Genomic DNA, 25,353 nt, shown 5'->3' with positions numbered 1-25,353 from the left:
TGGTTCAGGCGGGCCGTCGCCGTGTTGCTACTGGGCACCCGTCGGGGTGGATCGCACCTCATGGGAGGTCTTGTTCGCAAGAGATGTCGTGCCGAGGCGTACGCAGCTGACTGTCGAAACGCCCAAACCGATGAGCGCGGCGACGAGCACGATGTGCTCCACCGTCACGGCACCGCATTCACCGGCAGCAAAGCGATGAAGCAGCCTCTTGATCCGCAACGCAGGTTTCATGGCACTCTGCCTTCCGTGCCTGGGGTCAGGCCTCCGTCTGGTCGCACCCGCTGGAGCATCAGCCAATCAGGGCCGAAAGAGGCGCGTCGCGATCCGCCGAACGGGCGGGGGCCCTTTTGGCGCACGCAGCCGTGCCGCCGGCGTGTGGCCACCCGGCACCCTGTTCTATTGGCTCTTGCCTTTCGTGCCATTGCCCCAGCCGCCCTTGCCATTGGGGTTTTCCCCGGCGTTGCCGACGTTCTTGTTGTTGCCGGGATTCCCGGAGCTTTCGGAGGTGCTTTCCTCTCCGCCGTTGCCGCTGGACCCGCTGTTGCCGTTCGATCCGCTGTTGCCTTTCGATCCGCTTTTGCCGGAGCCGCCATTTCCGTTCGATCCGCCATTTCCGTTCGCTCCGCCATTTCCGTTCGATCCGCTGTTGCCGGAGCCGCCATCGCCTTGGCCATCCGAACCACCGTTCCCGCTGGCATCTCCACCGGATTCGCTGCCGCCTTCGCTTCCATCGTTCTCAGCACCTTCGCCACCGTCGGTATCGCTGCCCTGACCGGCATCGCCGTCCTCTGCTGCGTTCGCGTCCTCGCCCGTCTCATCGTCGGCCGCGTCATCTTCGGCTGCCTGGCCCGCATCGTCGGCCGAGCCCGTTCCGGAGGTTTCGCCGGTCCCATCCCCGGCTGCAGCGCCCGTGCCCGTGGACACAAGAGCCGAGGCGATCTTGTCCGCCAGGCCCGTGGCGCCCGTTTCGACGGTCGAGATGACGCCCGCGCCCAGCCCGATGATCGCGGCTACGAGGGGGATGAAGTCGACCGAAACAGCGCCGCCTTCGTCCCGGGCGAAGGCTTGGAGCGGGGTTCGGGCAAGTCGGATTCGGAACATGGTATTATGCGCGTGGCGAATTCGTACGGGCTTTGCTCAACTTTTACATGAATTGCAGGCAATTCCAGCAGCCAAGCAGCGAAATTCGGGCAATATCTGGGCTGAACGTGGCGTGTTTGCGGTGGCGGCTGCATCTGTGCACGCCGGCTGTGCGGCTGTGACATTGTTTCTTCGGGGCGAAGAAATACCCTGCGCACGAAAGGAAAAGGGAACGCCCGGATGCCGCTGACGAACTCGGAAACACGTTACGGCGCGGTCGCCAAGTCATTCCACTGGCTGATCGCGCTTCTGATCCTGTCGAACATCCCGCTGGGCCTGATCGCCAGCGACATCGCCCATCGGATCCAGGATCCCGACATCGCCACGACGGACGCCACGGTGGCGCGCGCCAAGCTGCTTTTCTCTATCCACAAGACGCTGGGCGTGGCGATCTTTTTCGCCGCGCTTGCGCGGATCGCCTGGGCGCTCACGCAGGTGCGGCCCCGGCTGCTCAACGGCGACCGCCCGCTCGAGGCCCGGCTGGCCGAGACGGTGCATTGGCTTCTCTACGGTTCACTGGTGGTGGTGCCAATGTCGGGGTGGGTGCATCACGCCGCCACCACCGGCTTCGCGCCGATCTGGTGGCCCTTCGGGCAGGGCCTGCCTTTCGTGCCGAAGGATCAGGGCGTGGCCGAGGTGGCCGGCACGCTGCATTACCTGCTGCAATGGGTGCTGGTGGGCGCCGTGGTGCTGCACGTCGCGGGCGCGTTGAAACATCACCTGATCGACCGTGATGCCACGCTGCGGCGCATGTTGCCCGGCCACACGCCGGCACACCCCACCGCGCGCCAGCCCGGGCATCTGCTGCCCGCGATGGCGGCGCTGGTCGTCTGGGGCGCCGTTCTGGGTGGGGCTTATGCGCAGGGATGGCTGACGATCGAGCGGACGGGCGGCACCGCCGGCGGCCGCGCCGCTGCCGACAGCCAATGGCAGGTGCGCGAGGGCGAATTGTCGATCACGGTGACTCAGATGGGCTCGGAGGTGACCGGCCGCTTCGCGGACTGGACGGCGGATATAACTTTCAGCGAGACACCGGACACCACGGGGCGCCACGGGCAGGTCACTGTCACCGTGTCCATCCCGTCGCTGACGCTGGGGCAGGTCACGGACCAGGCGATGGGCGAGGATTTCTTCCATGCCGAGAAATACCCCACCGCGACGTTCGAGGCCGACCTTCTGTCAACAAACGACGCTTATGTCGCCGACGGCACGCTCACGATCCGTGACCAGAGCGTTCCGGTGAAGATGCCCTTCGACGTGCGGATCGACGGAGACACCGCGCAGGCCTCGGGCGGGCTGACGGTGGACCGCCGCGATTTCAACATCGGGTTGGGAACGAAGGACGAAGGCACGCTTGCCTATTCGGTCGACGTGTCCTTCGACCTGACAGCAACCAGGAATTGAAAAATCACAAATGAAAACCGCCCGAGAACAGTCGCGGGCGGTCGCAGCGTCGTCACGTTCGGTGCTGTCTTATTGCGCCTTGCCCGCCTCGATGGAGATCATGACCTCGACCTCGTCGCTGACGTATGGCGCGAACTTGCCCAGATCGTAATCCGACCGCAGCAGCGTCGTGCTCGCATCGAAGCCCGCCCAGAGGGGGTTGCCCTCCTTCGAAGGGTGCGGCTTGTGCTGGTTCAGTTCGGCGTCGAGCACGACCGAATTGGTAACCCCGTTCATGCTCAGGTCACCGGTGATCTTCGCGGTATCCTCGCCGGTGACCTCGATGCCGGTGGAGGTGAAGGTGATCATGTCGCCGTCTTCCGCGCCGAAGAAGTCGTCGGACATGAAGTGGTCGAAGCGTTTCTCCCAGCCGGTGAACATCGACATCACCGGCATCGACACCTCGACCGAGGAGTTTGCGGGATCTTCCTCGTCGAACATGACCTCGCCCTCGAAGCCCGAAAAGACGCCATAGGTCGTCGAGTAACCAAGGTGGTTGTAGGAGAACACCACCTGGCTGTGGCTGGGATCGAGCTCGTATTTCTCGGGCGCGGCGAGCGCGCCGGTGGCCGTCAGCGCCATCGCGGTGGCCATCAGGGTGCGTTTCATCTGGATAGCTCCTTCGGAATACAACATTCGCAACACGTACCGGCAGGATTACCAACGACCCGGTTCAGAACAAGCCGGTAGAATTCAACAATGCGTGTGGACCAGCGAACAGCCGCGCGCGGCCCCTTGCGCCCGGGGCGCTTTTCGTTTTATACGCGCGCATCCTTCCGCACCGACCGGATGAACCGCGCAGCCTCTCGTGGATGGGCCGCGGAAGGTGACCGGCCCTTCCTATGAAATGCGCCCAGACAGAAGTGGAGATCGCATGCCGCTTTACGAGCATGTTTTCATCGCGCGTCAGGACCTGTCCAACGCGCAGGCCGAAGGCCTCATCGATCATTTCGGCGCCGTGCTGTCCGACCAGGGCGGCAAGCTCGTGGACCGCGAGTACTGGGGCGTCAAGACGATGGCCTACAAGATCAAGAAGAACCGCAAGGGGCACTATGCCTTTCTCAAGACGGACGCGCCCGCCGAGGCCGTGCACGAGATGGAGCGCCTGATGCGGCTGCACGACGACGTCATGCGGGTGATGACCATCAAGGTCGACAAGCACGACGAGGGCCCCTCGGTCCAGATGCAGAAAAAGGAAGAGCGCGACAACCGTCGCGAGCGCCGCTGATCCACGCCTGCCCCCAAGGAGATAGAGTCCATGGCCGCAAAACCGTTTTTCCGCCGCCGCAAGGTCTGCCCCTTCTCGGGCGACAACGCGCCCAAGATCGACTACAAGGACACCAAGCTGCTGCAGCGCTACATCAGCGAGCGCGGCAAGATCGTGCCCTCGCGCATCACCGCCGTCTCGGCCAAGAAGCAGCGTGAACTGGCCCGCGCCATCAAGCGCGCCCGTTTCCTCGCCCTGCTGCCCTACGCCGTGAAGTAAGGAGGCCCAAGATGCAAGTTATCCTTCTCGAACGCGTGGCCAAGCTGGGCCAGATGGGCGACGTCGTGGACGTCAAGCCGGGCTTCGCGCGCAACTTCCTGCTGCCGCAGGGCAAGGCGCTGACCGCCTCGCAGCAGAACATCGCCGACTTCGAGGAACGCAAGGCGCAACTCGAGGCACGCAACCTCGAGACCCGCAAGGAAGCCGAGAAGCTGGCCGAAAGCCTTGACGGCAAGCAGTTCGTCCTGATCCGGCAGGCCGCCGATTCCGGCGCGCTCTACGGCTCGGTCTCGACCCGCGACGCCGCTGGCGCGGCTTCCGAAGCCGGTTTCGACCTCGACCGCAAGCAGGTGGCGCTGACCCGTCCCATCAAGGAACTGGGCCTGCACGACGTCATCGTCACGCTTCACCCCGAGGTCGAGGCGACGATCCAGCTCAACGTCGCGCGCTCGCCCGAGGAGGCCGAGCTTCAGGCCAGCGGCAAGACGATCCAGGACGCCGCGCAGGAAGAGGAAGAGGCCGCCGATTACGAGATCGCGGAACTGTTCGAGGATATCGGCAGCGCGGCCGCGGATGACACGGCGCTGGCCGAGGTCGTCGAGGACGTCCTTCCCGAGGAATCCGGGGAAGAAGGCGAGAACAGCCGCAGCTGACCGCCGGAACCGCACCGGCACCGAACAGGGCCGCGCGGGGGTTGCCCCGCGCGGTTTTTCCTTGATGGCACCGCGGAAGTGCGCGGCCGGTTGGGCCGGGCTTGCCAGCACACCACCGAAAGGCTAGCCTCGAACCTGAAATCTACCGTGGAGGATCCGGCCCGCGCGGCTGCCGACAGCTGGGTGTGGGGGCACTGTGCGCGGGATCGCTCTGCGCGTTGCTCCGACCGGAGGCGTTCTTGAACACGGCGTTGCAGTCGCTTGAACTGATCGACCTTGGCAGCACCCGCGAAGGCGAGGAGAGGTTCGTGCGCTACCTGTCGGGCGTCTGCGAAGCCCTCGAACTCGACTACGCCTCTTACGCCGCGGCCAACCCGGTCAGCGGCAAGGTCCACGCCTTCACCACATATCCCGATGCGTGGAAACGCCACTATATTGAACAGGGGTTGCACCGTGTCGACCCGACGCTTGACGCTCCGCGACGCAGCATCGCGCCCGTGGACTGGGCGCGCCTCGACCCCGACAGGCGCTTCGCCCACGTCTTCGGGCAGGCGCGGGATTTCGGCCTGCCCGACACTGGGCTGACGATCCCGGTGCGCGGCCCGTACGGTGAAACCGCGCTGTTCAGCGTGACCAGGCAGCTGCGCCGTGACGGTTGGCAGAAACTCAAGCGGCATGTGCTGGGCGACCTTCAGACCGCGGCAATCCACCTGCACGACACGGTCATGAGCACGGAGAACCTGTTGCAGGCCCTGCGCCGGCCGCAACTTTCGGGGCGCGAGGTCGAGATCCTGCAGTGGGTGGCCGAGGGCAAGTCGCAGCAGGACATCGGCGACATCCTGGCGATCTCTCACCGCACGGTCGAGGTGCACCTGCGCTCCGCCCGCGAGAAACTGTGCACCCTCACCACGGCGCAGGCCATCGGACGTGCTGTCAGCCTCGGCCTGGTCCGGCCCGGCTGACCGCCGCCGCTCCGGCGGCTACGGGAAACCCCTAATAACGCAAGCCACCTTTGAGTGATATGTTACTCCTGCATCAATTTCTGCGGGAGATGGGAAACATGATCATCGTCATCGACGCCCTCAACAAGAACAATCATACGACGCTACTCGACCAGATGTTCCGGCTCCGCGCGCGCGTGTTCCGCGATCGCAGAGGCTGGGACGTCGCGGTCACCGAAGACGGCCGCGAAATCGACGACTTCGATCGTCTCGACCCGGCCTACATTCTCAGCCTCGACGACACCGGCACCGTCGTGGGGTGCGCGCGGCTGCTCCAGACCACGGGCCCGCACATGCTGTCGGACGTCTTCCACGACATTCTCGACGGCGAACCGCCTCTGCGCAGCGCCACCGTCTGGGAATCCACCCGCTTCTGCGTGGACACCGACCGGCTGAAGCAACGGTCCGGCCGGCGTGGCGTGTCGGAAACGACCTTCGAACTGATGATCGGCACGCTGGAATACGCCCGCGACGCGGGTATCTCAGACATCGTCACGGTGATCGACCCGGTCATGGATCGCGTGCTCAAGCGCTCGGGCAACGCGCCCTACGGCTATGTCGGGCGCCAGGCGGACATGGGCAAGGTGCCCGCACTGGCCGCGCTGCTCGATTGTACCGATGACCGGATCCACCGGCTGCGCGACAGCGCGGAGATCCACGGCGAAGTTTTCGCGGACCCGGCAACGGAGCGCGCGCTGGAGGACGCGAACCGCCCCGGAAAGAAGGGCATCGACCTGCAGCAGTACTGCGATGAACAGGTGGCCGCGGCGACCACCGAAAAGGAAAAGGCCGACGCTCTGGCCCTGCGCGATCTGCTGACGCGGAACTTCCGCGACGGTCACGCCACCTGCGATTCCTGACCGACGGTCAACGGAATGAAAAAGGGCCGTCCGGTTGCCGGGCGGCCCTTTTCCTGAAACGGCACCGGGGCGCGCGGGGCGTCAGCCCTCGTCTTCCTCCAGCGCCTCGACGGCCTTCTGCAACTCGTCCTTGGACACTTCCTTCTCGGTGACCTCGGCCAGTTCGGCGACGTAGTCGACGACCTTGTCCTCGAAGATCGGCGCGCGCACCTGCTGCTGCATCTGCGGGTTGTTCTGCACGAACTCGAAGAACTCGCGCTCCTGCCCCGGGTACTGGCGCGCCTGGTTCATGATCGCCTGGGTCATCTCGGCATCCGTGACCTCGACCTCGGCGCGCTGGCCCAGATCGGCCAGGAGCAGCCCGAGGCGCACGCGGCGCTCGGCCAGCTTCATGTGCTCCTCTGTCGGCTCGATCTCGCCATGATCGTGACCCTGCACCTCGGGGTTTTCCTCGTGCCACAGCTGGTGGGCGATCTGCTTGGCCTCGGCTTCGACAAGGCTGGGCGGAAGGTCGAAGTCGACCATCTCGTCAAGCGTGTCCAGCAGCCGGCGCTTCATCACCGCGCGCGCGGCACCGGCGTATTCTTCTTCCAGCCGCTCGCGGATCTGGGTCTTGAGCGCCTCGAGGTCCTCGGCACCGTACTTCTCGGCCAACGAGTCGTCGATCTCGGCCGCCTTCGGCGCTTTCACCGCCTTCACGGTGACGTCGAACTGCGCTTCCTTCCCGGCCAGGTGCTCGGCCTGGTAATCCTCGGGGAAGTTGACGGTCACGGTCGTCTCTTCACCCGCCTTTACGCCGACGAGCTGTTCCTCGAAGCCCGGGATGAAGCTGCCGCCGCCCAGCGTCAGAGGGTAGTCCTCGGCGGCGCCGCCCTCGAAGGGTTCGCCGTCGATCTTGCCCACGAAGTCGATGACCACCTGGTCGCCGTCCTCGGCCTTGGCGCCATCCTCGCGGTCCTCGAAGTCCTGCGCGCTTTCGGCAAGGTTGTTCAGCGCCTCGTCCACGGCGGCGTCGTCGGCCTTGGCCACCAGCTTTTCCAGCTTGATCGACTTGAGGTCCAGCTCCGGGATTTCCGGCAGCTTCTCGTAGGACATCTCGATCTCGACGTCCTCGCCTTCCTTCCAGTCCTCGTTGGTCATCTTGACCGACGGCTCGGCGGCGGGCCGGTCGCCGCTTTCCTCGAAGTGCTGGCTCATCGCGCTGTCGACGGCCTCCTGCATGGCCTCGCCCAGCACGCGCTGGCCGAACTGCTTCTTCAGAAGCGCCAGCGGCACCTTGCCCTTGCGAAAGCCCTTCATCTCGACATCGGGCTGCGCCTCGGCCAGTTTCTCGGTGACCTTGTCGTCGAGCTCCTGCGCCGTCAGGATCATCTTGTAGGCGCGCTTCAGACCTTCGTTCCGGGTCTCGGTGACTTGCATGGACAACCTCGCATGGGTGGCAGGCCGCCGCGCGGGCGGCCCCTTGAAATTTGCGGCTTCCTAAATTGGCCCCGCCGCGGGTTCAACCCTGAATCGGCCCGCGCGCACCGCCGCGCGCCGTGGACTGTCTGGTGCGGGTGGAGGGACTTGAACCCCCACGCCTTGCGGCGCCAGAACCTAAATCTGGTGCGTCTACCAATTCCGCCACACCCGCCGAATATGCCGGCCCCCGCCGCCGGGACACGGGGTTGCAGGCCCCGGGTCTCTAGCAAATGGAGCGTGCCATTGCGAGGGGAAAATACCGCGCCGCATCCCGGTCTGCCTTGAGGAAAACGGGCGACATTAACCATGTCTTCGGCTATCCTGTGGAAAAACCAGAGGCAGACAGAGCAGGACAGCCCATGGAACAGACGATCGCCGCGCAGGCGCGCGGAGCGGCGCGCGATGCCGCGCCGGGCGTGCCGCCCCTACCCGGCACCAGCATCATCCTGACGGCGGACGGCGCGCGGCGCGTGGACGGCCTGAGGGCCGGCGCCCGTGTCATCACGCGCGACGCCGGCATGGTCCGCCTGCAGGGCATCACGCACCGTCGGGGACGACCGGAGTTGATCCGCGTCCGGGCCGGCAGCCTTGGGGACGCCCGGCCCGATCGTGACACGCTGTTGCCCGCTGACCAGCCGGTGTTGTTGCGCGACTGGCGGGCGAGCGCCCTGTTCGGGGCGCGGCAGGCCGTGGTGCCACTGCGCCGGCTGGTGGACGGCGAATTCGTCGCGCATGCCGCCCCGGCCGAGATCGCCCTGTGCACCCTGGATTTCGCCGGCCCGCACATCCTTTATGTGAACGGCATGGAACTGGCCAGCGTCGCACCGGCCCAGGCGTGGCACAACGCCGCCTGACGGCCAGCCGCCGAAGCATGCGCGTCACTGCGGCGGGGCGGTTGTGCCGCCACGGCCCAACAGACGTTCGGGCAGGATGCAAGGGACCACGATGTCGTGCCGGCCCATGACGATGCCGAGGGTGTCGCCGCGCGACCCGGTCAGCACGTCGTGGCCCGACGCCGGCACGGCCCGCAGCAGCAGCTTGGCACCATCGCGCAGCCCCGCGCCAACGATCATCGCGATCACGCATGTGAAGCTGCAGTTCGGCGGATCGGCCGCGTTGGCGGCATACTTGCCGCCCGACTTGGCGAGATGGGCATTGGCCGAGGTGTGGCCGTCCTCGGTGGCCGTGATGACGCCGGGGGCGACGGTTTCACCGATGAGCGCGTGGAGGATGACGAACTGCGTCGACGCCCCGATCGGCTTGGCCAGCAGCACCGCCGCGAAAGCCACGACGCCCGGCAGGAGCCCGCCCGTCTTCAGGTTGAGGCGCGTAACTCTTCCCGTCGATTGTCTCGTGATCGAATACCTCAGCACGCGTGCCCCGGCCCCGCTGCGGCGGGGCCCGGCAACCCGCGCGGTCAGCTCCCGCCCCGCAGCAGCGGCGTGATATTGCGCACCGCCGCGCGGCGGTTCGCGCGGATGTCTCCGCGCCGCTCGACCTTGAGGTCGGATTCGCCGTAGCCCTGCACGACCATGTTGGTGGGCGGCACGTTGAAGTATTCGGTCAGCGCCAGCGCGACCGACTCCGCCCGGCGGTCCGACAGTGCAAGGTTGTAGGCCGCGCCACCCACGGTGTCGGTGTGCCCCTCGACAAGGAACACCTGGCCCGGGTCCCGGTCGATGGCATCACGCATCGCGTTGCCCAGCGCCGAAAGGTCCTGTGCCTCGCGTGGCTGGATCACCGCCGAATCCGTTTCGAAGTTGATGGCGTCCAGCGTGATCACCGGCACCTGGTAGCGCACCGCGTCGATCTGCCTGATCTGGTAGAGCGAGAAGTCGCGCTGCACGCCCTGCCCCTGAACGGCCAGGAGGGCCTGCCGCAGCGAATCATTGCCCGCGGAGGTGTACTCGTAGCGGCGCGCGTCGGGCGCCGGCAGAGCCTGCACATCGACATCGGCATGGGCGGCGGTATCGTCGAACAGCACCACGCGCCGCCCGTCTGTCAGCACGCGAACCCGACGCAGCACGCGCCCGAACTTCGAACGGATCGTGATGGTCCTGGTGCCGTCGGCGGCGGTGACCACCGTGCGCGTCGAGCCGTCGGCATAGGTCTGGGTGCGCACCGCGCTGCCGGGGCGCCGCAGAAGGGCATCGTCGTCCTTGAGCACGCGATAGCGCCCTTCCTTCTCGACGACGACACGTTCACCGGTGTTGGACACCACGCGCCCGCCACCGTCGAGCAGTTCGCCCACGGCGTAGGCGCCCAGCCCCACGGCCGCGGCAGTGCCCAGGGCCTTCAGAAGATCGTCATCATCATCGTCCGCCCGCGCGGCCTGCCGGTTGGCATCCTGCCCGGCCGCCGAGGTCGAGAACGCCTCGTCGGACGACCGCGCTTCCTGCTCGGTGATCCGGTCCTGCGTCTCCTCGACGACCTCGCCCCCTTCCCGCGACGCGGCCACGTTGCCCTGCGTCAGCGCGCGCAGCGCCTCGGCCTGCGCGGCCTGTTCCGGCAGGTTTTCCATGATCCGTTGCGTGGTCGAGCCGCCGGCATCGCGCCCGGTTGCCTGGCCGGCTTCTTCCGCCTGCTCCTGCCGGCGTTTTTCGGCCTGTTCCTCGGCGCGCTCACGGCGCTTTTCAGCCTGCTTCTCGGCCTGTTCGCGGGCCTTTTCCGCTCGCTCGCGGCGTTTCTCGGCCTGCTTCTCGGCCCGCTCCTGCGCCTTTTCGGCCTGCTCGCGCGCCTTCTCCTGGGCTCTTTGCTGTGCCTTCAACGCCTCTTCCAGCGCCTTTTCCTGAGCCTGTGTGGACGCTTCCAGATCCTGCTGTGTAACGCCTTCGCCACCGGTGCCGGCGCCCGCGCCGCTTCCCGCCGAACTCTGCCCGGGGATCTCGAGGGCGCCCGACTCGATCATGCGTCGCAATTCCCGGAGTTGCCGTTTCGAATTGACCACGGTGCCCGAGGCCGCTTCGCGACATGGAAACGAGGGGTCTTTGCCGCATTTCGACAGTCCTGCGGCAGCCCCCGATTGCGCCGTCACTGGCACCGGCATTGCCAGGCTGACCGCGACGGCGAGAGTCGTCGTGGACTTGAGCCAGGTCAGGGGCATCTGCACGCTCCTTTCGTTGCCTGTTGTTCCGCCGCGCGACGGCGGCTCTGCCCCTGAATATGGGAACCCAAGGCGCTCAGCCGGCGGGGGTCAGCAATCGGTCAGCGAATTCCTGCTGACAGGCGGGTCTTTTCGCCGGTGTCGCCGGGACGCGCGATCGCGTCGGCGAGCCCCTCCAGCGAGGCAACGGAATGGCCGGCGCGGAAGCTGTCGACATGGGGCAGCATCGCGCGGATGCCTTCGGCCTTGGGCGCGAAATCCGCCCAGCGCAGCAAGGGGTTGAGCCATATGACGCGACGCGCCGAAAGCCGCAGCCGCTCCATTTCGCGCGACAAGGCCTCCGGGTCGCCACGATCGAGCCCGTCGGTAATGAGGAGCACCACCGCCCCCTGGCCCATCACGCGGCGCGACCAGTCTCGATTGAATTCGTGCAGACAGTCCCCGATGCGCGTGCCGCCCTCCCAGTCCTGTGCCTGCTGGCCCGCGGCAGCCAGCGCCGCGTCCACGTCGCGCGTGGCGAGGTGTCGGGTGATGTTCGTCAGCCGCGTCCCGAAGGTGAAGGCGTGCACCTTTGCCCAGCCCGCCCCTTTTTGGTTGGCCACGGCGTGCAGGAAATGCAGCACCATGCGGCTGTACTGGCTCATGGAGCCGGAGATGTCGCACAGCACCACCAGCGCCGGCCAGCGCGGCCGCGGCACCTGCAGGTGCAGGCGGCGCATTTCGCCCCCCCGGCGCATGGCCGCGCGCAGCGTGCGGCGCGCATCGATGCGTCCCCCCGCGGTGCTGGGCCGCCCCCGGCGCGAGGCCATGGGCTTCACCGGCAGGGACAGCCGCGCCAGCATCCGCTTGGCCTGCGCGATTTCCGCGGTGCTCATCTGCTCGAAATCCAGCGTGCGCAGCCGCTCCTCGCCCGACATGGTGGTCGAGGCGTCGATCTCGATCTCGGTCTCCTCGTCCGCCTCGCCGGCCCCTTCCGGCCTCTCCGGCTCGGCACCGTCGAGCAATGCCTCGGCGGCGCGCTTTTCGGCCGACTGCGGCGCGCGCTCTTCCTGCACGCCGCGCACCGCGGGCAGCATCATCGCCATCATGTGTTCCATGTAGCGCGGATCACGCCAGTACAGGCGGAAGACCTGGGCGAACACGCTGCGGTGCTCGGGCCGGGTGATGAGACAGGCGCGCAGGGTGAAAAAGAAATCCTCGCGCGAGGTGAAACCCGCCGCCTCGACCGCGCGAACCGCGTCGATCACCCGGCCCGGCCCCACCGGCACGCCCGCCGCGCGCAGCGCGCGTGCGAAATGGGTGATGTTGTGAACCAGCCTGGGGTGCTCGGGCAACTCGAGCTCGGGATAGGCGGCCATTCAGCGCGCGCGGGGGCGCGGCCCCCGCACCCCCGGGATGTTGCCGGCAAGAAGAAGATCCGTCATGACGGCCCTCACGATTTGCCCTGCCCCTGCAGCAGTACGCGCAGCGCGAGGCTGACGGCAAAGCAGACGCCGCCGCCGAGGGTCCAGAGCCCGCCCATCAGAATCGTGAGATCCGCCAGCGGGGCACCGCCCGCACGGTTGATCACGGAGCCCCGGAGCAGCCACAGCCCTGTCCAGATCATGCCGTGCGGCAGCAGGAACTGCCGCGGTGCCAGCAGGCGAAGCGGCCGCAACACGCGCCAGGACAGGACGGTCAGCGCGACCACGAGAAGGCACGGAACCCAGAACGGCATCTCGTTCCTCACGCCGCCGTCTCACGCCGTCTCCAGCCCCGCGCGGGCCTCGTCGAGCAGCCGCTTGGCCTCGGAGCCCTGAAGTCTCTGGATATCGTCCTGGTACTTCAGGACGGCACCCAGCGTGTCGGCGATGACCTCGGGCGACAGCTGGATCACGTCGAGCGCGAGCAGGCATTTCGCCCAGTCGATCGTCTCGGCCACGCCGGGTTTCTTGAACAGGTCCTCGGTGCGCAGGCGCTGGACGAAAGCCACGACTTCGCGCGAGAGCGCCTCGGCCGCCTCGGGGGCCCGGGCGTGCAGGATCTCGATCTCGCGGTCGAAGGCGGGATAGTCCACCCAGTGATACAGGCAACGGCGCTTGAGGGCGTCGTGCACCTCGCGCGTGCGGTTGGAGGTGATGATGACGACGGGCGGCTCGGGCGCGCGGATCGTCCCCAGTTCGGGGATCGTGACCTGGAAGTCCGACAGCGCCTCGAGCAGGAACGCCTCGAACGGTTCGTCGGTGCGGTCGATCTCGTCGATCAGCAGAACCGGCGGCCCGCCCGACTGGGGCCGCATCGCCTGCAGCAAGGGCCGTTCGATCAGGTAGCCTTCGGTGAACAGCTCGTCCTTGAGGTGTTCGCGATCGACCCCGCCGGCGGCCTCGGCGGCGCGAATGGCGATCATCTGTTCCGCGAAGTTCCATTCGTAGACCGCAGAGGCCGCATCCAGCCCCTCGTAACACTGGAGCCGGATCAGGCGCCGACCCAGCGCCGCGGCCAACGCCTTGGCGATTTCCGTCTTGCCGGTGCCCGCCTCGCCCTCGAGAAACAGTGGCCGGCCCAGCCGCAACGCCAGGAAACCCACGGTGCCAAGGCTGCGACCGCAAACGTAGTCCTGCTCCGCCAGAAGCGCCTGGACCGCATCGATCGATGAGATATCCCGCATCGCCTGCCTCCCTGCTCGCATCAAATGCACGCGCGCCCGCGCCCGTCAAGATCGCCGGCATGGGCGGCCCGCGTTGCGGGGCGCGGAATGCCCTTCAATTCTTCAAATTTCTGCCCAGATTGACCCGTAGCTGTCTGGTTCCGAAGGATCCGTGGAAAAGCGGGCTGACCCGCGAGGACGAGCACGATGAAAGACGCCGAGAACGGCTTCGACCAATCACTTGCAGGGCTGGACCGCGAGGCCTGGCTGACACGCGTCGCCGAGATCGCCGGCGCGCAGGGCTTCGTCGAGCGCCTCGGCGACCGGCACGCCGCCGTCTTCATGGAAAACCAGGACACGCTGCTTGTCACCTTCGAGACGCACCAGCGCATCGCCGAAAGTTCCGACGCCGGGGAGCCGCTGGGCTGGGACCTGTCGCGCGCTCTGGGGTGGTCGCACCTGTGCCTGCTCAGCGACGGCGACACCTGGTTCCGAGACCCCCAGGTCTACGGCTTCTTCGACCGCCTGGTGGACGAAGGGTTCTTTGACGACTTCGAGCGCGTGATCTTCTACGGCGCCGGCGCGTGCGGCTATGCGGCCGCGGCGTTCTCGGTCGCCGCGCCCGGCGCGCAGGTGGTGGTGCTGCGGCCGCAGGCCACGCTGGATCCGCGTGTGGCCGAGTGGGATCACCGCTTCACCCACATGCGGCGGACCGCCTTCGACGATCGCTACGGGTATGCCCCCGACATGCTCGATGCCGCCGACCGTGCCTTCGTGATCTACGACCCGGAGGAAGAGCTCGACGCGATGCACGCCGCGCTGTTCACCCGCAGCAACGTCACCAAGTTCCGCATGCGCTTCATGGGCGCGGACCTGGAAAACGCCCTGATGCAGATGAACCTCCTCTACCGGATCATCGCGCAGGCCAGCGCGGGAAAACTGACCAGGCTCGCCCTGTCGCGGCTGTTCCGCGCCCGGCGCAACACCGTCCCCTATCTGAAGCGCCTCCTGGCGCGGCTGGAAAACGACGAGCGCTATTACCTGGTCGGGCTCATGACGAACCGGGTGATGCAGCGCACCCCGGGGCCGAGGTTCCGCAAGGCCCAGAACGCCGCGTACCGCATCGCGCAGGAGCGGAACATCAAGATGCCGCCGCGGCCGTCGGGCTGAATTTTCCCGCGCTGCGCGTATGGCCCCCGGCGGGCGGATTGTGTAAATCACGTCGCCATGAGCGAGACCGTGACCCTGCCCCGCCCGGACGACTGGCACCTTCACCTGCGCGACGGCGCGATGCTGACGGCCGTCGCCCCCGAATCCGCGCGCCACTTCGGCCGTGCGATCATCATGCCGAACCTCGTGCCCCCCGTGGTGACCGGGGCGGACGCCGCCGCCTACCGCGACCGGATCATGGCTGCCCTGCCCGCGGGCAGCCGGTTCACGCCGCTCATGACGCTCTACCTGACCGAGGAGACCGATCCGGCCGACGTGGTCGCGGCGCATGAAAGCGGGCTCGTGACGGCCGTGAAGCTCTACCCTGCGGGGGCGACGACGAACTCGGCCAGCGGCGTGCGCGATTTCACCCGCGTGCACGGCGTGCTCGAGGCGATGGCAGAGGCCGGCGTTCCGCTGTGCGTGCACGGCGAGGTGACGGATCCCGAGATCGACATCTTCGACCGCGAGGCCGTGTTCATCGAGCGCGTGCTCGACCCCATCCGCCATGCCACGCCGGGGCTGCGCGTGGTGATGGAGCACATCACGACGCAGGACGGTGTCGCCTACGTCCGCGAGGGCGGACCGGACATCGCCGGCACGATCACCGCGCACCACCTGGTCATCAACCGCAACCACCTTCTGGTGGGGGGCATCCGGCCGCATTACTACTGCCTTCCCGTGGCCAAGCGCGAAGCACACCGCCTGGCGCTGCGCGCCGCGGCCACCGGCGACTGCGACCGTTTCTTCCTGGGCACCGACAGCGCCCCGCACCCCGACGGCGCCAAGGAAAGCGCCTGCGGCTGCGCCGGCTGCTTCACGGCGCCCAACGCGCTGTCGATCGTGGCCCAGGTTTTCGAACAGGAAGGCGCGCTCGACCGGCTGGAAGCCTTCGTGTCGCGCAACGGCCCGGCATTCTACGGTCTGCCGGTGAACGAAGACACCCTCACGCTGGCCCGGCAAGATGCACCCGTCGCCTACCCCGACAGGATCGACGCGGGCGGCGAGGACGTGACCGTCTTCGACCCGGGATTCCCGCTTCACTGGCAGGTGACCTGACCTTCACCTTGCCCCGAATACGCCCGCCGGAGGCACCCGGCGTCGACGCACGCACGAAGGAAAGGCACAGCGCATGATCCCCACCGGCCATCCCCCCCGCGACGAGATCGCCCGGCTGACCGCGCGGATGCTGCTGGAGGTCGACGCCGTGCATTTCAACGCGCGCGAGCCCTTCACGCTGGCCTCGGGCAAGCCCAGCCCGACCTACATCGACTGCCGCCGGCTGATCGCCTTCCCGCGCGTGCGCGCCACCCTGATGGACTTCCTCGCCGTGACCGTGATGCGCGAGGCGGGCTTCGAGGCCTTCGACAATGTCGCCGGCGGCGAAACCGCGGGCATTCCCTTCGCCGCAATGATGGCCGAGCGCCTGGCGCTGCCGATGACCTACGTGCGCAAGAAGCCCAAGGGCTATGGCCGGAATGCGCGAATCGAAGGCGTCATGCACGAGGGCGACCGCGTTCTGCTGGTCGAGGACCTCGCGACCGACGGCGGCTCCAAGCTCAGTTTCGTCGAGGCGATTCGCGATACCGGCGCACAGTGCGCGCACACCGCCGTTATCTTCTTCTACGGAATCTTCCCCGGGGCCGAGCCCGCGCTCGCCGACCACGGCGTGCGCCTGCACGCCCTGTGCACCTGGCGCGACGTGCTGGACGAGGCGCGCGCGCAGGATGCCTTCGACGCCGAAACGCTGGACGCGGTGGCCCGGTTCCTCGACGACCCCGAAGCCTGGCAGGCCGCCCGCGGCTGACCTGCCGCGGCCGCGTCCGGCACCCGGAAATTTTCTTCCTGCGGCACACCGGCAACAACGCCCGCCAAGATTCCCATATGTTGACGCAATGCCCGCTTTGCAGGCAAGATATGCGCACCCAGGATATGCACATGCTATCCACAGAGATATACCGTTTGCGCCTGCGGAACCGGTACCGGTAAGACGGCGGACCACGGGCAGCAGGGAAACCACGGATGAACCAAGCCGCGACGTTCAATGCCACGGGGGCAGAGGTCCGCGATGCGCAGACCATGCCGCATTCCATCGAGGCCGAGCAGCAACTGCTGGGCGCGATCCTGACCAACAACGAGGTCTACGACCGCGTGGCCAGCATCATCGGGGCGGAGCATTTCTATGACCCCGTCCACGCGCGCATCTACGAGGTCGCCGCCGCGCGCATCGCGAAGAACAACCTCGCCTCGCCCGTCACGCTCAAGGCGTTCCTAGAGGATGACGAGGGGCTGAAGGAACTGGGCGGGCCGGCGTACCTGGCGCGTCTGGCGGGCGCGGCGATCAGCGCCTTCGCCGTGCGCGACTACGCGCAGATGATCCACGACCTTGCCGTGCGCCGGGAACTGATCGGGCTGGGCCACGAGATCGCGGGCAAGGCCGCGCAGGTCGACGTGGCGTCCGAACCCGCCGACCAGATCGTCGAGGCCGAGCAGCGCCTCTACCAGCTGTCCGAGCAGGGGCGCGCCGAAAGCGGCTTCCAGTCCTTCCTGCGCGCCGTCACGGACGCGGTGAACGTGGCCAACGCCGCCTACAAGCGGGACGGTGGCCTGGCGGGTGTCTCGACAGGCCTTGAGGACATGGATCGCAAGCTTGGCGGGCTGCACAAGTCCGACCTGCTGATCCTCGCCGGCCGGCCGTCGATGGGCAAGACCTCGCTGGCCACCAACATGGCCTTCAACATCGCGAAGGCCTACCGCCGCGGCCCCCTGCCCGACGGATCCGAAGGCGCGGTGGAGGGGGGCGTCGTGGGCTTCTTCAGCCTCGAGATGAGTGCCGAGCAACTGGCGGCGCGGGTGCTGTCCGAAGCCTCCGAGGTGCCATCCGAACAGATCCGCCGCGGCGACATGACCGAAGGCGAGTTCCGCCGCTTCGTCGAGGCCGCCAAGGATCTCGAGGCCTGCCCGCTGCACATCGACGACACGCCCGCCCTGCCCATCAGCCAGCTTGCGGCGCGCGCGCGCCGGCTCAAGCGCACGCACGGGCTCGACGTGTTGTTCGTGGACTACCTGCAGCTGGTTCGCCCGGCCTCGGCCCGCACCGAGGGGCGCGTCAACGAGGTCAGCGAGATCACCCAGGGCCTCAAGGCGATCGCCAAGGAGCTCGATATCCCCGTGGTCGCGCTGTCGCAGCTGTCGCGCCAGGTCGAGGCGCGCGAGGACAAGCGCCCGCAGCTGTCGGACCTGCGCGAGTCGGGCTCGATCGAGCAGGACGCCGACGTTGTGATGTTCGTGTTCCGCGAGGAATACTACAAGGAACGCGAGAAACCCGGTGACCACGACCTGGAGGCGATGGGCAAGTGGCAGGAGGAAATGGAGAAACTCCACGGCAAGGCCGAGGTCATCATCGGCAAACAGCGCCACGGCCCCATCGGGACCGTCGAGCTGAGCTTCGAGGGGCGCTTCACGCGCTTCGGCAACCTCGTGAAACCCTGGCAGCAGGGCGCGGCGGACGCCGGGTTCTGACGCCGCGGCCCCGACGACGGCGCCCCAAAAGTCTTCGTGAAGACTTTTGGCAAATCTTTTCGGAGAAAAGATTTCCGCCCGGCCGCCCGCGCCGGGACCCGGAGCCGCGGCCGGCACAGCCGGCCGGGCGCGCTGGCGGTCCAGTTCGTTCTTGACCTTCCCCGCCACCCTGTCATCTAAGGCGGCGATGGCCCGTTCGACGCTGACAATCGACCTCGACGAAATCGCCGCGAACTGGCGCGCGCTCGATTCCATGTCCGATTGCATGACCGCGGCCGTGGTCAAGGCAGATGCCTACGGACTCGGCGCCGACCGCGTGGCACCGCGGCTGGCCGAGGAAGGCGCCGCCTGCTTCTTCGTCGCGATCGCCGAGGAAGGGGCCGAGTTGCGCCGCATCCTCGGGCCGGGGCCGTCGATCAACGTCTTTTCCGGCCACATGCCCGGCGACACCGCGATGATCGGCGAAGCCGGGCTCACGCCCATGATCAACTCGCTCGACCAGCTGATCCGCCACGTCGAGGCGCTGCCGCGCCATTCCTTCGGGATCCAGCTGGACACGGGCATGAACCGGCTGGGCATGGAGCCGGCCGAATGGGCCGCCGTGCGCGATATCGCGATGACGCAGAACCCCACGCTGATAATGAGCCACCTGGCCTGCGCGGACGACCCTGACCACCCGATGAACGCCTGGCAACTGGAAAGGTTCCGCGAGATGACCGAAGGGCTCGACGCGCCCCGCAGCCTGGCCAACACCGGCGGCGTGCTGATGGGGGCGGACTACCACTTCGACCTGACCCGCCCGGGCATCGGGCTCTATGGCGGATTGCCCTACGTCGATGCCCGCCCCGTCGTGGCCGTCGACGTACCGGTGATCCAGTGCCGCGACCTCGAGGCCGGCGAAACCGTGGGCTACGGCAACACGTTCACCGCGCCGCGCGACATGCGCGTGGCCACGATCAGCGCGGGCTACGCCGACGGGGTGATCCGGGCGATGGCGCCCAACGCGGCTGTTTATGCCGGCGACCACCGCTGCCCTGTCCTTGGGCGCATCTCGATGGACCTGATCGGGGTGGACGTCTCGGCACTGGCCGATCCGCCCGATACCGTGGAGCTTCTAGGTCTGCACCAATCCATCGACACGCTGGCAGACGCGGCGGGCACGATCGGCTACGAGATCCTGACATCGCTGGGGGGGCGCTACGACCGGCGCTATCGCGGCGCATGAAGGCGTTGACCCCCCTTCTCGCGCTCATGGGCGCTCTTGGGCACAACGTGCTCGCCGCATTGGCGATGATGGGCCGCGTCACGATCTTTGCCGCGCAAACCGTGACCTTCCTGTTCCGCCCCCCGTTCTACTGGCGCGAATTCGGCCACGCGGTGATGCAGATCGGCTGGCTGTCGCTGCCCGTGGTCGGCATGACGGCGCTGTTCACCGGCGGCGCGCTTGCCCTGCAGATCTACGCGGGAGGCTCGCGCTTCAACGCCGAGACGGTGGTGCCCTCGATCGTGGCCATCGGCATCACCCGCGAGCTGGGGCCGGTGCTGGGCGGGCTGATGGTGGCCGCGCGCGTGGCAAGCTCGGTCGCCGCCGAGATCGGCACGATGAAGGTGACCGAACAGATCGACGCGCTCGTGACCCTCTCCACCCACCCGATGAAATACCTTACCTTGCCGAGGGTGCTGGCGGGCACCCTGTCGGTGCCTGTGCTGGTGGGGGTGGGCGACGCCATCGGCATCTTCGGTGGCTACATCGTCGGCATCACCCGGCTGGAATTCAACGCCGCCGCCTACATCCACAACACCGTCGATTTCCTGGAAACCTGGGACGTGGTGTCGGGCCTGATCAAGGGCGCGGCCTTCGGCTTCATCGTCACGCTGATGGGCTGCTACTACGGCATGCACTCGGGCCGCGGCGCACAGGGCGTGGGCCGGGCCACCAAGGCGGCGGTCGTCGCGGCCTCGGTCCTGATCCTCGCGGCGAACTACGTGCTCACGGAGGTCTTCTTTTCGGCATGATCGAGATGCACGACGTCCACAAGGCCTTCGGCGACAACCGCGTGCTGCGGGGCGTGAACCTGCGTATCGAGTCGGGGACCTCGATGGTCATCATCGGCGGCTCGGGCACGGGCAAGTCCGTGGCGCTGAAATGCATCCTGGGTCTGATCGAACCCGACGCCGGCATGATCACGCTGGACGGCCGCGACGTGACCAAGGGCGATCGCGACGCCTTCCTCGCCCGCTTCGGCATGCTGTTCCAGGGCGGTGCGCTGTTCGATTCGCTTCCCGTGTGGCAGAACGTGGCGTTCAGGCTTCTGCGCGGCCGCCTGAAGCGCCCTAGGGACGAGGCACGCGAGATCGCGGTGGAAAAGCTGCGCCGCGTCGGCCTGACGCCGGAAGCGGCCGACAAGTATCCCGCCGAACTGTCCGGCGGGATGCAGAAGCGTGTCGGGCTCGCCCGCGCCATCGCGGCCGAGCCCGAGATCATCTTCTTCGACGAGCCCACCACCGGGCTGGACCCGATCATGTCGGGCGTCATCAACGACCTGATCCGCGAGATCGTGACCGAGATGGGCGCCACCGCGATGACCATCACACACGACATGACCAGCGTGCGCGCCATCGCCGACCACGTGGCGATGCTGCATGACGGCGTGATCCAGTGGTCCGGGCCGGTCGAGCAAATGGACGACTCGGGCGACCCCTACCTCGACCAGTTCATCCACGGCCGCGCCGAGGGACCGATCGAGGCGGTGCGGTGACGCGCGGTCGGGATTTTCGGGAAGTCCCGCGGCAGGATCCGCATGAAAGGATCCTGCCCCCGTGACGGCCTCACTCTCCATCGTCCTGAAACTCGCCAACCTGGCGCTGCTTGTCCTGTTTCCCGTGGCGTGGTTCGCGCCGCTCATGCGCGCCGCGGCCCTGCCGCTGTTCGGGATGAGCGAGATCAGCGTGATCTCGGGGTTGCAGAGCCTGTGGGGCACGGATGTCTTCCTTGCCCTTGCGGTCACCTTCTTCGCGCTCTTCGCACCCTACGTGAAGACGCTCGGGCTGGCGCTGATCCATTTCGGGCTGATGCGGCGGCGCGTGCTGCCGGTTCTGCACGTCCTGGGCAAGCTCGCGATGGCCGATGTCTTCCTGATCGCGCTTTACATCACGGTCTCGAAGGGGATCGGCGTGGGCCACGTCGAAACCGCCTGGGGGCTATACCTGTTCACCGGCTGCGTCCTGGCCTCGCTGGGCATCGGGCTTCTGACGGCACCGCGGCGCGGACGCGACGCAAAGGCGCCGACCGACGTTTGACCGCCCCGCCGGGCTGGGGCAAGAGGGGGCATGGCGAAAACCAAGACCTTCACCTGCACAGCCTGCGGCGCGACCCAGTCCAAGTGGTCGGGCCGCTGCGAGGCCTGCGGCGCCTGGAACACCATCCGCGAGAAGGCGCCGCTGACGGCCGGGCCGCCCGCGAAATCGCTGGGCACAAAGCGCGGCAGCGCCCTGCCGCTGAGCGATCTGCAGACGCAGGAAGCGCCCCCCGGGCGCAGCCGCGCGGGCCTGGACGAACTCGACCGGGTCCTGGGCGGCGGACTGGTGCCCGCCAGCGCGATCCTCGTGGGGGGCGACCCCGGCATCGGCAAGTCCACCCTGCTTCTGCAGGCGGCGGCGGCCTTCGCGCTGGGCGGGCTGTCCACGCTTTACGTCACCGGCGAGGAAGCCGCGGCACAGCTTCGGATGCGCGCAGGGCGGCTGGGGCTGCAGGAGGCGCCGGTGCGCATCGCCGCCGACACCAACCTGCGCGACATCCTCACCACGCTCGAGGCCGAGCGCCCCGAGCTTGTCATCATCGACTCGATCCAGACAATGTGGGCCGATCACGTCGACAGCGCGCCGGGGTCGGTGGCGCAGGTGCGCGCCGCCGCGCACGAGCTGACCACCTTCGCCAAGCGGCGCGGTGCGGCCGTGATCATGGTGGGCCATGTCACCAAGGAAGGCCAGATCGCCGGCCCGCGTGTCGTCGAGCACATGGTCGACACCGTGCTCTATTTCGAGGGCGAGCGCGGCCACCAGTTCCGCATCCTGCGCAGCGTCAAGAACCGCTTCGGCCCCGCCGACGAGATCGGCGTGTTCGAGATGACCGGCGCCGGGCTGGCCGAGGTGCCCAACCCGTCCGAGCTGTTCCTGTTAGGCCGCGGCGACCCGGCGCCCGGCTCGGTGGTGTTTGCCGGCATCGAGGGCACGCGCCCGGTGCTGGTGGAACTCCAGGCGCTCGTGGCGCCGACACCGCAAGCGCAGCCGCGCCGCGCGGTCGTGGGCTGGGACGGCGCGCGGCTGGCGATGGTGCTGGCGGTTCTGGAGGCGCGATGCGCCATTCCGTTTGCCGGGCTCGACGTCTACCTCAATGTCGCCGGCGGCATGAAGATCGCGGAACCGGCAGCCGATCTCGCCGTGGCCGCCGCGCTGCTGTCGGCGCGCGAGGATACCGCCCTGCCCGCAGAGACGGTGGTTTTCGGCGAAATCAGCCTCTCGGGCGCGCTGCGCCCGGTGGCCCAGAGCGAAAACAGGTTGAAAGAGGCCCGAAAACTTGGTTTCACATCGGCCATCACGCCGGCGGGCGGCAAGGCGGCACAGGCCAGCGGCATGCAGCTTGCGCGGCCCGGCGACCTGACGGCCTTCGTGGGCGAGGTGTTCGGCGCGGGCTGAGGGCGCAGAGGGGACGGGACGGACAGCCATGGAATTCTTCACCATCATCGACGGGATCGTCGCGGTCGTGGTCGTGCTGTCGGCCCTTCTGGCCTATTCGCGCGGTTTCGTGCGCGAGGCACTGGCCATTGCCGGGTGGATCGTGGCCGGCGTGCTTGCCTTCATTTTCGCCCCGCAGGTCGAACCGCTGGTCAAGGAAGTCCCGGTGGCCGGCGAATTCCTTGCCGACAGTTGCGAACTGGCGATGATCGCGGCCTTCGCCGCCGTCTTCGCCGTGGCGCTGATCGTGGCCTCGCTGATCACGCCGCTCTTCTCGTCGCTGGTGCAGCGGTCGGCGCTTGGCGGCGTCGACCAGGGGCTGGGCTTTCTCTTCGGGGTGGCCCGCGGGATCCTGCTGGTGGCGATCGCCTATTTCGTCTACGACACGATCGTGACCTCGCAGAAGATCGCCGCGATCGACGACAGCCGCTCGGCCCGCGTTTTCGCGCGCATGACCGAGAGCATCGAGGACCGCAGCCCCGAACAGGCGCTTGGCTGGATCACCCGCCAGTACGAGGAACTGGTCGGCGCCTGCGACGCGGGCGAGGACGTCTGATACCGTCAGTCCGCGGCACGCGCCAGGAAAGCCTCCGCCGCCGCCAGCATCCGGTCCCATTCAGGATCCTGTGGCAGGGCGATGTGGTTGCGGCTGTCGAACGCCATGAACCGCGCATCGGGCAGGCCGCGCGCCAGGCTCTGTCCCTGGGCGAAGGGCTGGACGGAATCGCCGTGGCCGTGCCCCACGAGAACCGGGCAACGGACCTGCCCCAACAGGTCACCGATGTCGAACTTGCCGATCGCGCGGCGCAATTCCACGGCCCGGGCCGGCGTGGCGGATTCCAGCTGCATCCGCGTGAAACTCTCGATCTGCTCGGGCGTGCCGTCGGGCATGAACAGCGTCGTGAATGCGCGGATGAAGGCGCTGCCCGGCTGGCCCCAGCCCCCCTCTATCAGCTTGAGGAAGGTTTCGGTGATCTGCTGGCCCTCCGCACGATCACGCACCACGCTGCCCTGAACGAACCCCGAGATCAGCACCATCCGTGACACGCGCTCCGGGTGGCGCACGGCAAAGGCGATGGCCACCGGCACGCTTTGCGACACCGCGTGGATCGCGAAACGGTCCAGCCCGGCGGCATCGGCCACCGCCGCCATGTCATCGACGAAGGCGTCCAGGGTGAGCGGCCCGCACGCCCATTCCGACAGCCCCGTGCCGCGCTGGTCATAACATGCCAGACGGTGCCGCCGGGCCAACCGGTCGAGCAGCGGGCGCCAAACGGGGCTGCGCCAGTCCAGCTCCAGATGCGACAGCCAGTGACCCGCGCGCAGCAGCGGCGGCCCCGCGCCCGTGACCTCCCAGGCGATGCCGGTTCCGTCGGCCGACTGCGCGATGCGGATGTCCGGCGCGGCGCCGTTCGGAACGCCGGGTGGCGGGCCGTCTTGCGGTGACGCACCGTTGCACGATGTCTCCGCGACCAACTGCAAGCCGACACGGGTTACCGTGCGGATCACGCGCTGTTGCCGCCCGTCGTCGCCCACGGCCGCGCGGGCCGCGCTGATCCGGGCGCTTATCGTCGCCTCCGACACGATCCGTCCGCCCCAGACCGCCTGCACGATCTCGTCGCGCGGGACCACCTCGCCCGCACGGCGCGCCAGAAGCGCAAGCAGCGCGAAGACCTGCGGCTCGACGTGCACCTCCCGGCCCGCGCGAAACAGGCGATGCCGGGCGCAGTCGAGCACACAATCGGCAAAGCGGTATTCCACGGGCCCATCAAACAACAGCGACCCCTTGGCGCGAAATGAAAAACCGCCCCGCGCTTGCGTCTCGGGGGAATCGAAGGGCGTTCCCAAGGGTTTCCGAAGGCCGCCTTCAAGCGCGCGCCCGATCGTGGCGCCAGACTGCAACAACAGTCCGAAGCAACGGAGGAAACCCGATGCCCCGACCCGACGCCCCCGAGATCATCCGCCGCACCGACGGCTCCATCGACACCGCCGCATGTGTGGATACGCCCGGTTTTGCAAGGATATCTTCTTCGGTTCGGAGCCGGGATCGAGTTCATCCATGTGTCAGGCCTTGCTTTGGCGGCATCGTGGCGCCGCTGGCCGGTATGGTCGTAC

27 protein-coding genes and 1 tRNA gene are annotated in these 25,353 nt (G+C 67.6%); 18 read left to right on the top strand and 10 right to left on the bottom strand.

What is annotated here, in order from left to right; genetic code table 11:
• Positions 1–396 precede the first annotated feature (396 nt).
• A complete protein-coding gene (locus CEF10_RS14655) occupies positions 397–1,101 on the bottom strand; it encodes a hypothetical protein (protein ID WP_101068926.1) in 705 nt (234 codons plus the stop codon).
• A 219-nt stretch (positions 1,102–1,320) separates the two neighbouring features.
• Between CEF10_RS14655 and CEF10_RS14650 the strand changes: the two genes are divergently transcribed.
• Positions 1,321–2,544: a cytochrome b/b6 domain-containing protein gene (locus tag CEF10_RS14650; RefSeq protein ID WP_101068925.1), complete on the top strand. Its 1,224-nt coding sequence runs from the start codon at positions 1,321–1,323 to the stop codon at positions 2,542–2,544.
• Between the two features lie 69 nt (positions 2,545–2,613).
• On the opposite strand, the gene CEF10_RS14645 is transcribed toward CEF10_RS14650, so the two are convergent.
• Entirely contained in the window at positions 2,614–3,192 is a 579-nt protein-coding gene (locus CEF10_RS14645) for a YceI family protein (RefSeq protein ID WP_101068924.1), read from the bottom strand.
• A gap of 265 nt (positions 3,193–3,457) precedes the next feature.
• On the opposite strand from CEF10_RS14645, the gene rpsF reads away from it, so the two are divergent.
• The 5 genes from rpsF to CEF10_RS14620 all read left to right on the top strand — a co-directional run bounded on the left by rpsF (position 3,458) and on the right by CEF10_RS14620 (position 6,583).
• Positions 3,458–3,811 carry a 30S ribosomal protein S6 gene (gene rpsF / locus CEF10_RS14640; protein ID WP_101068923.1) on the top strand — a complete coding sequence of 118 codons (354 nt, stop codon included), beginning with the start codon at positions 3,458–3,460 and terminating at the stop codon, positions 3,809–3,811.
• A gap of 30 nt (positions 3,812–3,841) precedes the next feature.
• Positions 3,842–4,069: a 30S ribosomal protein S18 gene (gene rpsR / locus CEF10_RS14635; protein ID WP_008328567.1), complete on the top strand. Its 228-nt coding sequence runs from the start codon at positions 3,842–3,844 to the stop codon at positions 4,067–4,069.
• Between the two features lie 11 nt (positions 4,070–4,080).
• The gene (rplI, locus tag CEF10_RS14630) at positions 4,081–4,722 is read left to right on the top strand and encodes a 50S ribosomal protein L9 (protein ID WP_101068922.1); all 642 of its coding nucleotides are present in this window, start codon (positions 4,081–4,083) and stop codon (positions 4,720–4,722) included.
• A 251-nt stretch (positions 4,723–4,973) separates the two neighbouring features.
• On the top strand, positions 4,974–5,684 hold the full coding sequence (locus CEF10_RS14625; protein ID WP_101068921.1) for an autoinducer binding domain-containing protein: 711 nt from the start codon (positions 4,974–4,976) through the stop codon (positions 5,682–5,684).
• Between the two features lie 98 nt (positions 5,685–5,782).
• Positions 5,783–6,583, top strand: a complete 801-nt coding sequence (locus CEF10_RS14620) for an acyl-homoserine-lactone synthase (protein ID WP_101068920.1) — start codon at positions 5,783–5,785, stop codon at positions 6,581–6,583.
• Between the two features lie 81 nt (positions 6,584–6,664).
• Here the strand turns inward: CEF10_RS14620 and tig are convergent, their stop codons facing one another.
• Both tig and CEF10_RS14610 read right to left on the bottom strand, forming a co-directional pair.
• A complete protein-coding gene (gene tig, locus CEF10_RS14615; protein ID WP_101068919.1) occupies positions 6,665–8,002 on the bottom strand; it encodes a trigger factor in 1,338 nt (445 codons plus the stop codon).
• Between the two features lie 129 nt (positions 8,003–8,131).
• A tRNA-Leu gene (locus CEF10_RS14610) sits at positions 8,132–8,216 on the bottom strand.
• Between the two features lie 187 nt (positions 8,217–8,403).
• Between CEF10_RS14610 and CEF10_RS14605 the strand changes: the two genes are divergently transcribed.
• On the top strand, positions 8,404–8,898 hold the full coding sequence (locus CEF10_RS14605) for a Hint domain-containing protein (protein WP_101068918.1): 495 nt from the start codon (positions 8,404–8,406) through the stop codon (positions 8,896–8,898).
• A 24-nt stretch (positions 8,899–8,922) separates the two neighbouring features.
• Here CEF10_RS14605 and CEF10_RS14600 read toward each other — a convergent pair whose 3' ends face one another.
• From CEF10_RS14600 to CEF10_RS14580, 5 genes are all read right to left on the bottom strand, one after another.
• Positions 8,923–9,417: a hypothetical protein gene (locus tag CEF10_RS14600; protein WP_157933039.1), complete on the bottom strand. Its 495-nt coding sequence runs from the start codon at positions 9,415–9,417 to the stop codon at positions 8,923–8,925.
• 44 nt (positions 9,418–9,461) lie between these two features.
• On the bottom strand, positions 9,462–11,147 hold the full coding sequence (locus tag CEF10_RS14595; protein WP_157933038.1) for an OmpA family protein: 1,686 nt from the start codon (positions 11,145–11,147) through the stop codon (positions 9,462–9,464).
• A 101-nt stretch (positions 11,148–11,248) separates the two neighbouring features.
• Positions 11,249–12,505, bottom strand: a complete 1,257-nt coding sequence (locus CEF10_RS14590; RefSeq protein ID WP_101068915.1) for a vWA domain-containing protein — start codon at positions 12,503–12,505, stop codon at positions 11,249–11,251.
• A 74-nt stretch (positions 12,506–12,579) separates the two neighbouring features.
• Entirely contained in the window at positions 12,580–12,864 is a 285-nt protein-coding gene (locus CEF10_RS14585) for a hypothetical protein (protein ID WP_101068914.1), read from the bottom strand.
• 21 nt (positions 12,865–12,885) lie between these two features.
• A complete protein-coding gene (locus tag CEF10_RS14580; protein WP_101068913.1) occupies positions 12,886–13,794 on the bottom strand; it encodes an AAA family ATPase in 909 nt (302 codons plus the stop codon).
• A 186-nt stretch (positions 13,795–13,980) separates the two neighbouring features.
• Between CEF10_RS14580 and CEF10_RS14575 the strand changes: the two genes are divergently transcribed.
• The 10 genes from CEF10_RS14575 to CEF10_RS14530 all read left to right on the top strand — a co-directional run bounded on the left by CEF10_RS14575 (position 13,981) and on the right by CEF10_RS14530 (position 23,794).
• A complete protein-coding gene (locus CEF10_RS14575; RefSeq protein ID WP_101068912.1) occupies positions 13,981–14,943 on the top strand; it encodes a phosphoadenosine phosphosulfate reductase in 963 nt (320 codons plus the stop codon).
• A gap of 57 nt (positions 14,944–15,000) precedes the next feature.
• Positions 15,001–16,041: a dihydroorotase gene (gene pyrC / locus CEF10_RS14570; protein WP_101068911.1), complete on the top strand. Its 1,041-nt coding sequence runs from the start codon at positions 15,001–15,003 to the stop codon at positions 16,039–16,041.
• 73 nt (positions 16,042–16,114) lie between these two features.
• The gene (locus CEF10_RS14565; RefSeq protein ID WP_101068910.1) at positions 16,115–16,789 is read left to right on the top strand and encodes an orotate phosphoribosyltransferase; all 675 of its coding nucleotides are present in this window, start codon (positions 16,115–16,117) and stop codon (positions 16,787–16,789) included.
• A gap of 215 nt (positions 16,790–17,004) precedes the next feature.
• Entirely contained in the window at positions 17,005–18,504 is a 1,500-nt protein-coding gene (locus CEF10_RS14560; RefSeq protein ID WP_101068909.1) for a replicative DNA helicase, read from the top strand.
• Between the two features lie 187 nt (positions 18,505–18,691).
• Complete coding sequence (alr, locus tag CEF10_RS14555) at positions 18,692–19,729, top strand: alanine racemase (protein ID WP_101068908.1); 1,038 nt, start codon at positions 18,692–18,694, stop codon at positions 19,727–19,729.
• On the top strand, positions 19,726–20,520 hold the full coding sequence (locus CEF10_RS14550; RefSeq protein ID WP_198586210.1) for an MlaE family ABC transporter permease: 795 nt from the start codon (positions 19,726–19,728) through the stop codon (positions 20,518–20,520). The genes alr and CEF10_RS14550 overlap by 4 nt, the downstream gene beginning before the upstream one ends.
• Complete coding sequence (locus CEF10_RS14545) at positions 20,517–21,263, top strand: ABC transporter ATP-binding protein (protein WP_101068906.1); 747 nt, start codon at positions 20,517–20,519, stop codon at positions 21,261–21,263. Before CEF10_RS14550 ends, CEF10_RS14545 begins: the two co-directional genes overlap by 4 nt.
• 61 nt (positions 21,264–21,324) lie before the next feature.
• Positions 21,325–21,804, top strand: a complete 480-nt coding sequence (locus CEF10_RS14540; RefSeq protein ID WP_408638486.1) for a paraquat-inducible protein A — start codon at positions 21,325–21,327, stop codon at positions 21,802–21,804.
• A 30-nt stretch (positions 21,805–21,834) separates the two neighbouring features.
• Positions 21,835–23,199: a DNA repair protein RadA gene (gene radA / locus CEF10_RS14535; protein WP_101068905.1), complete on the top strand. Its 1,365-nt coding sequence runs from the start codon at positions 21,835–21,837 to the stop codon at positions 23,197–23,199.
• A 28-nt stretch (positions 23,200–23,227) separates the two neighbouring features.
• Positions 23,228–23,794, top strand: a complete 567-nt coding sequence (locus CEF10_RS14530; protein ID WP_101068904.1) for a CvpA family protein — start codon at positions 23,228–23,230, stop codon at positions 23,792–23,794.
• Positions 23,795–23,799: 5 nt separating this feature from the next.
• Here the strand turns inward: CEF10_RS14530 and CEF10_RS14525 are convergent, their stop codons facing one another.
• Positions 23,800–25,014, bottom strand: a complete 1,215-nt coding sequence (locus CEF10_RS14525) for an alpha/beta fold hydrolase (RefSeq protein ID WP_157933037.1) — start codon at positions 25,012–25,014, stop codon at positions 23,800–23,802.
• A 155-nt stretch (positions 25,015–25,169) separates the two neighbouring features.
• On the opposite strand from CEF10_RS14525, the gene CEF10_RS17225 reads away from it, so the two are divergent.
• Positions 25,170–25,353, top strand: a 184-nt coding sequence (locus CEF10_RS17225; protein ID WP_232796527.1) for a hypothetical protein, incomplete at its 3' end; no start/stop codon positions are given.

It is taken from the genome of Roseovarius salinarum, from assembly GCF_002834145.1.
Lineage (GTDB): Bacteria > Pseudomonadota > Alphaproteobacteria > Rhodobacterales > Rhodobacteraceae > Roseovarius > Roseovarius salinarum.
This window is presented reverse-complemented; position numbering and strand designations above follow the sequence as displayed.

Bases quoted from the DNA above. Each gene is read 5' to 3' on its own strand.
- radA (WP_101068905.1), top strand. From the start codon at position 21,835: ATGGCGAAAACCAAGACCTTCACCTGCACAGCCTGCGGCGCGACCCAG.
- rplI (WP_101068922.1), top strand. From the start codon at position 4,081: ATGCAAGTTATCCTTCTCGAACGCGTGGCCAAGCTGGGCCAGATGGGC.
- CEF10_RS14580 (WP_101068913.1), bottom strand. From the start codon at position 13,794: ATGCGGGATATCTCATCGATCGATGCGGTCCAGGCGCTTCTGGCGGAG.
- CEF10_RS14575 (WP_101068912.1), top strand. From the start codon at position 13,981: ATGAAAGACGCCGAGAACGGCTTCGACCAATCACTTGCAGGGCTGGAC.
- pyrC (WP_101068911.1), top strand. From the start codon at position 15,001: ATGAGCGAGACCGTGACCCTGCCCCGCCCGGACGACTGGCACCTTCAC.
- CEF10_RS14560 (WP_101068909.1), top strand. From the start codon at position 17,005: ATGAACCAAGCCGCGACGTTCAATGCCACGGGGGCAGAGGTCCGCGAT.
- CEF10_RS14645 (WP_101068924.1), bottom strand. From the start codon at position 3,192: ATGAAACGCACCCTGATGGCCACCGCGATGGCGCTGACGGCCACCGGC.
- CEF10_RS14550 (WP_198586210.1), top strand. From the start codon at position 19,726: ATGAAGGCGTTGACCCCCCTTCTCGCGCTCATGGGCGCTCTTGGGCAC.
- CEF10_RS14530 (WP_101068904.1), top strand. From the start codon at position 23,228: ATGGAATTCTTCACCATCATCGACGGGATCGTCGCGGTCGTGGTCGTG.
- CEF10_RS14650 (WP_101068925.1), top strand. From the start codon at position 1,321: ATGCCGCTGACGAACTCGGAAACACGTTACGGCGCGGTCGCCAAGTCA.
- CEF10_RS14565 (WP_101068910.1), top strand. From the start codon at position 16,115: ATGATCCCCACCGGCCATCCCCCCCGCGACGAGATCGCCCGGCTGACC.
- CEF10_RS14595 (WP_157933038.1), bottom strand. From the start codon at position 11,147: ATGCCCCTGACCTGGCTCAAGTCCACGACGACTCTCGCCGTCGCGGTC.
- CEF10_RS14545 (WP_101068906.1), top strand. From the start codon at position 20,517: ATGATCGAGATGCACGACGTCCACAAGGCCTTCGGCGACAACCGCGTG.
- CEF10_RS14590 (WP_101068915.1), bottom strand. From the start codon at position 12,505: ATGGCCGCCTATCCCGAGCTCGAGTTGCCCGAGCACCCCAGGCTGGTT.
- CEF10_RS14620 (WP_101068920.1), top strand. From the start codon at position 5,783: ATGATCATCGTCATCGACGCCCTCAACAAGAACAATCATACGACGCTA.
- rpsR (WP_008328567.1), top strand. From the start codon at position 3,842: ATGGCCGCAAAACCGTTTTTCCGCCGCCGCAAGGTCTGCCCCTTCTCG.
- CEF10_RS14585 (WP_101068914.1), bottom strand. From the start codon at position 12,864: ATGCCGTTCTGGGTTCCGTGCCTTCTCGTGGTCGCGCTGACCGTCCTG.
- alr (WP_101068908.1), top strand. From the start codon at position 18,692: ATGGCCCGTTCGACGCTGACAATCGACCTCGACGAAATCGCCGCGAAC.
- rpsF (WP_101068923.1), top strand. From the start codon at position 3,458: ATGCCGCTTTACGAGCATGTTTTCATCGCGCGTCAGGACCTGTCCAAC.
- tig (WP_101068919.1), bottom strand. From the start codon at position 8,002: ATGCAAGTCACCGAGACCCGGAACGAAGGTCTGAAGCGCGCCTACAAG.
- CEF10_RS14655 (WP_101068926.1), bottom strand. From the start codon at position 1,101: ATGTTCCGAATCCGACTTGCCCGAACCCCGCTCCAAGCCTTCGCCCGG.
- CEF10_RS14605 (WP_101068918.1), top strand. From the start codon at position 8,404: ATGGAACAGACGATCGCCGCGCAGGCGCGCGGAGCGGCGCGCGATGCC.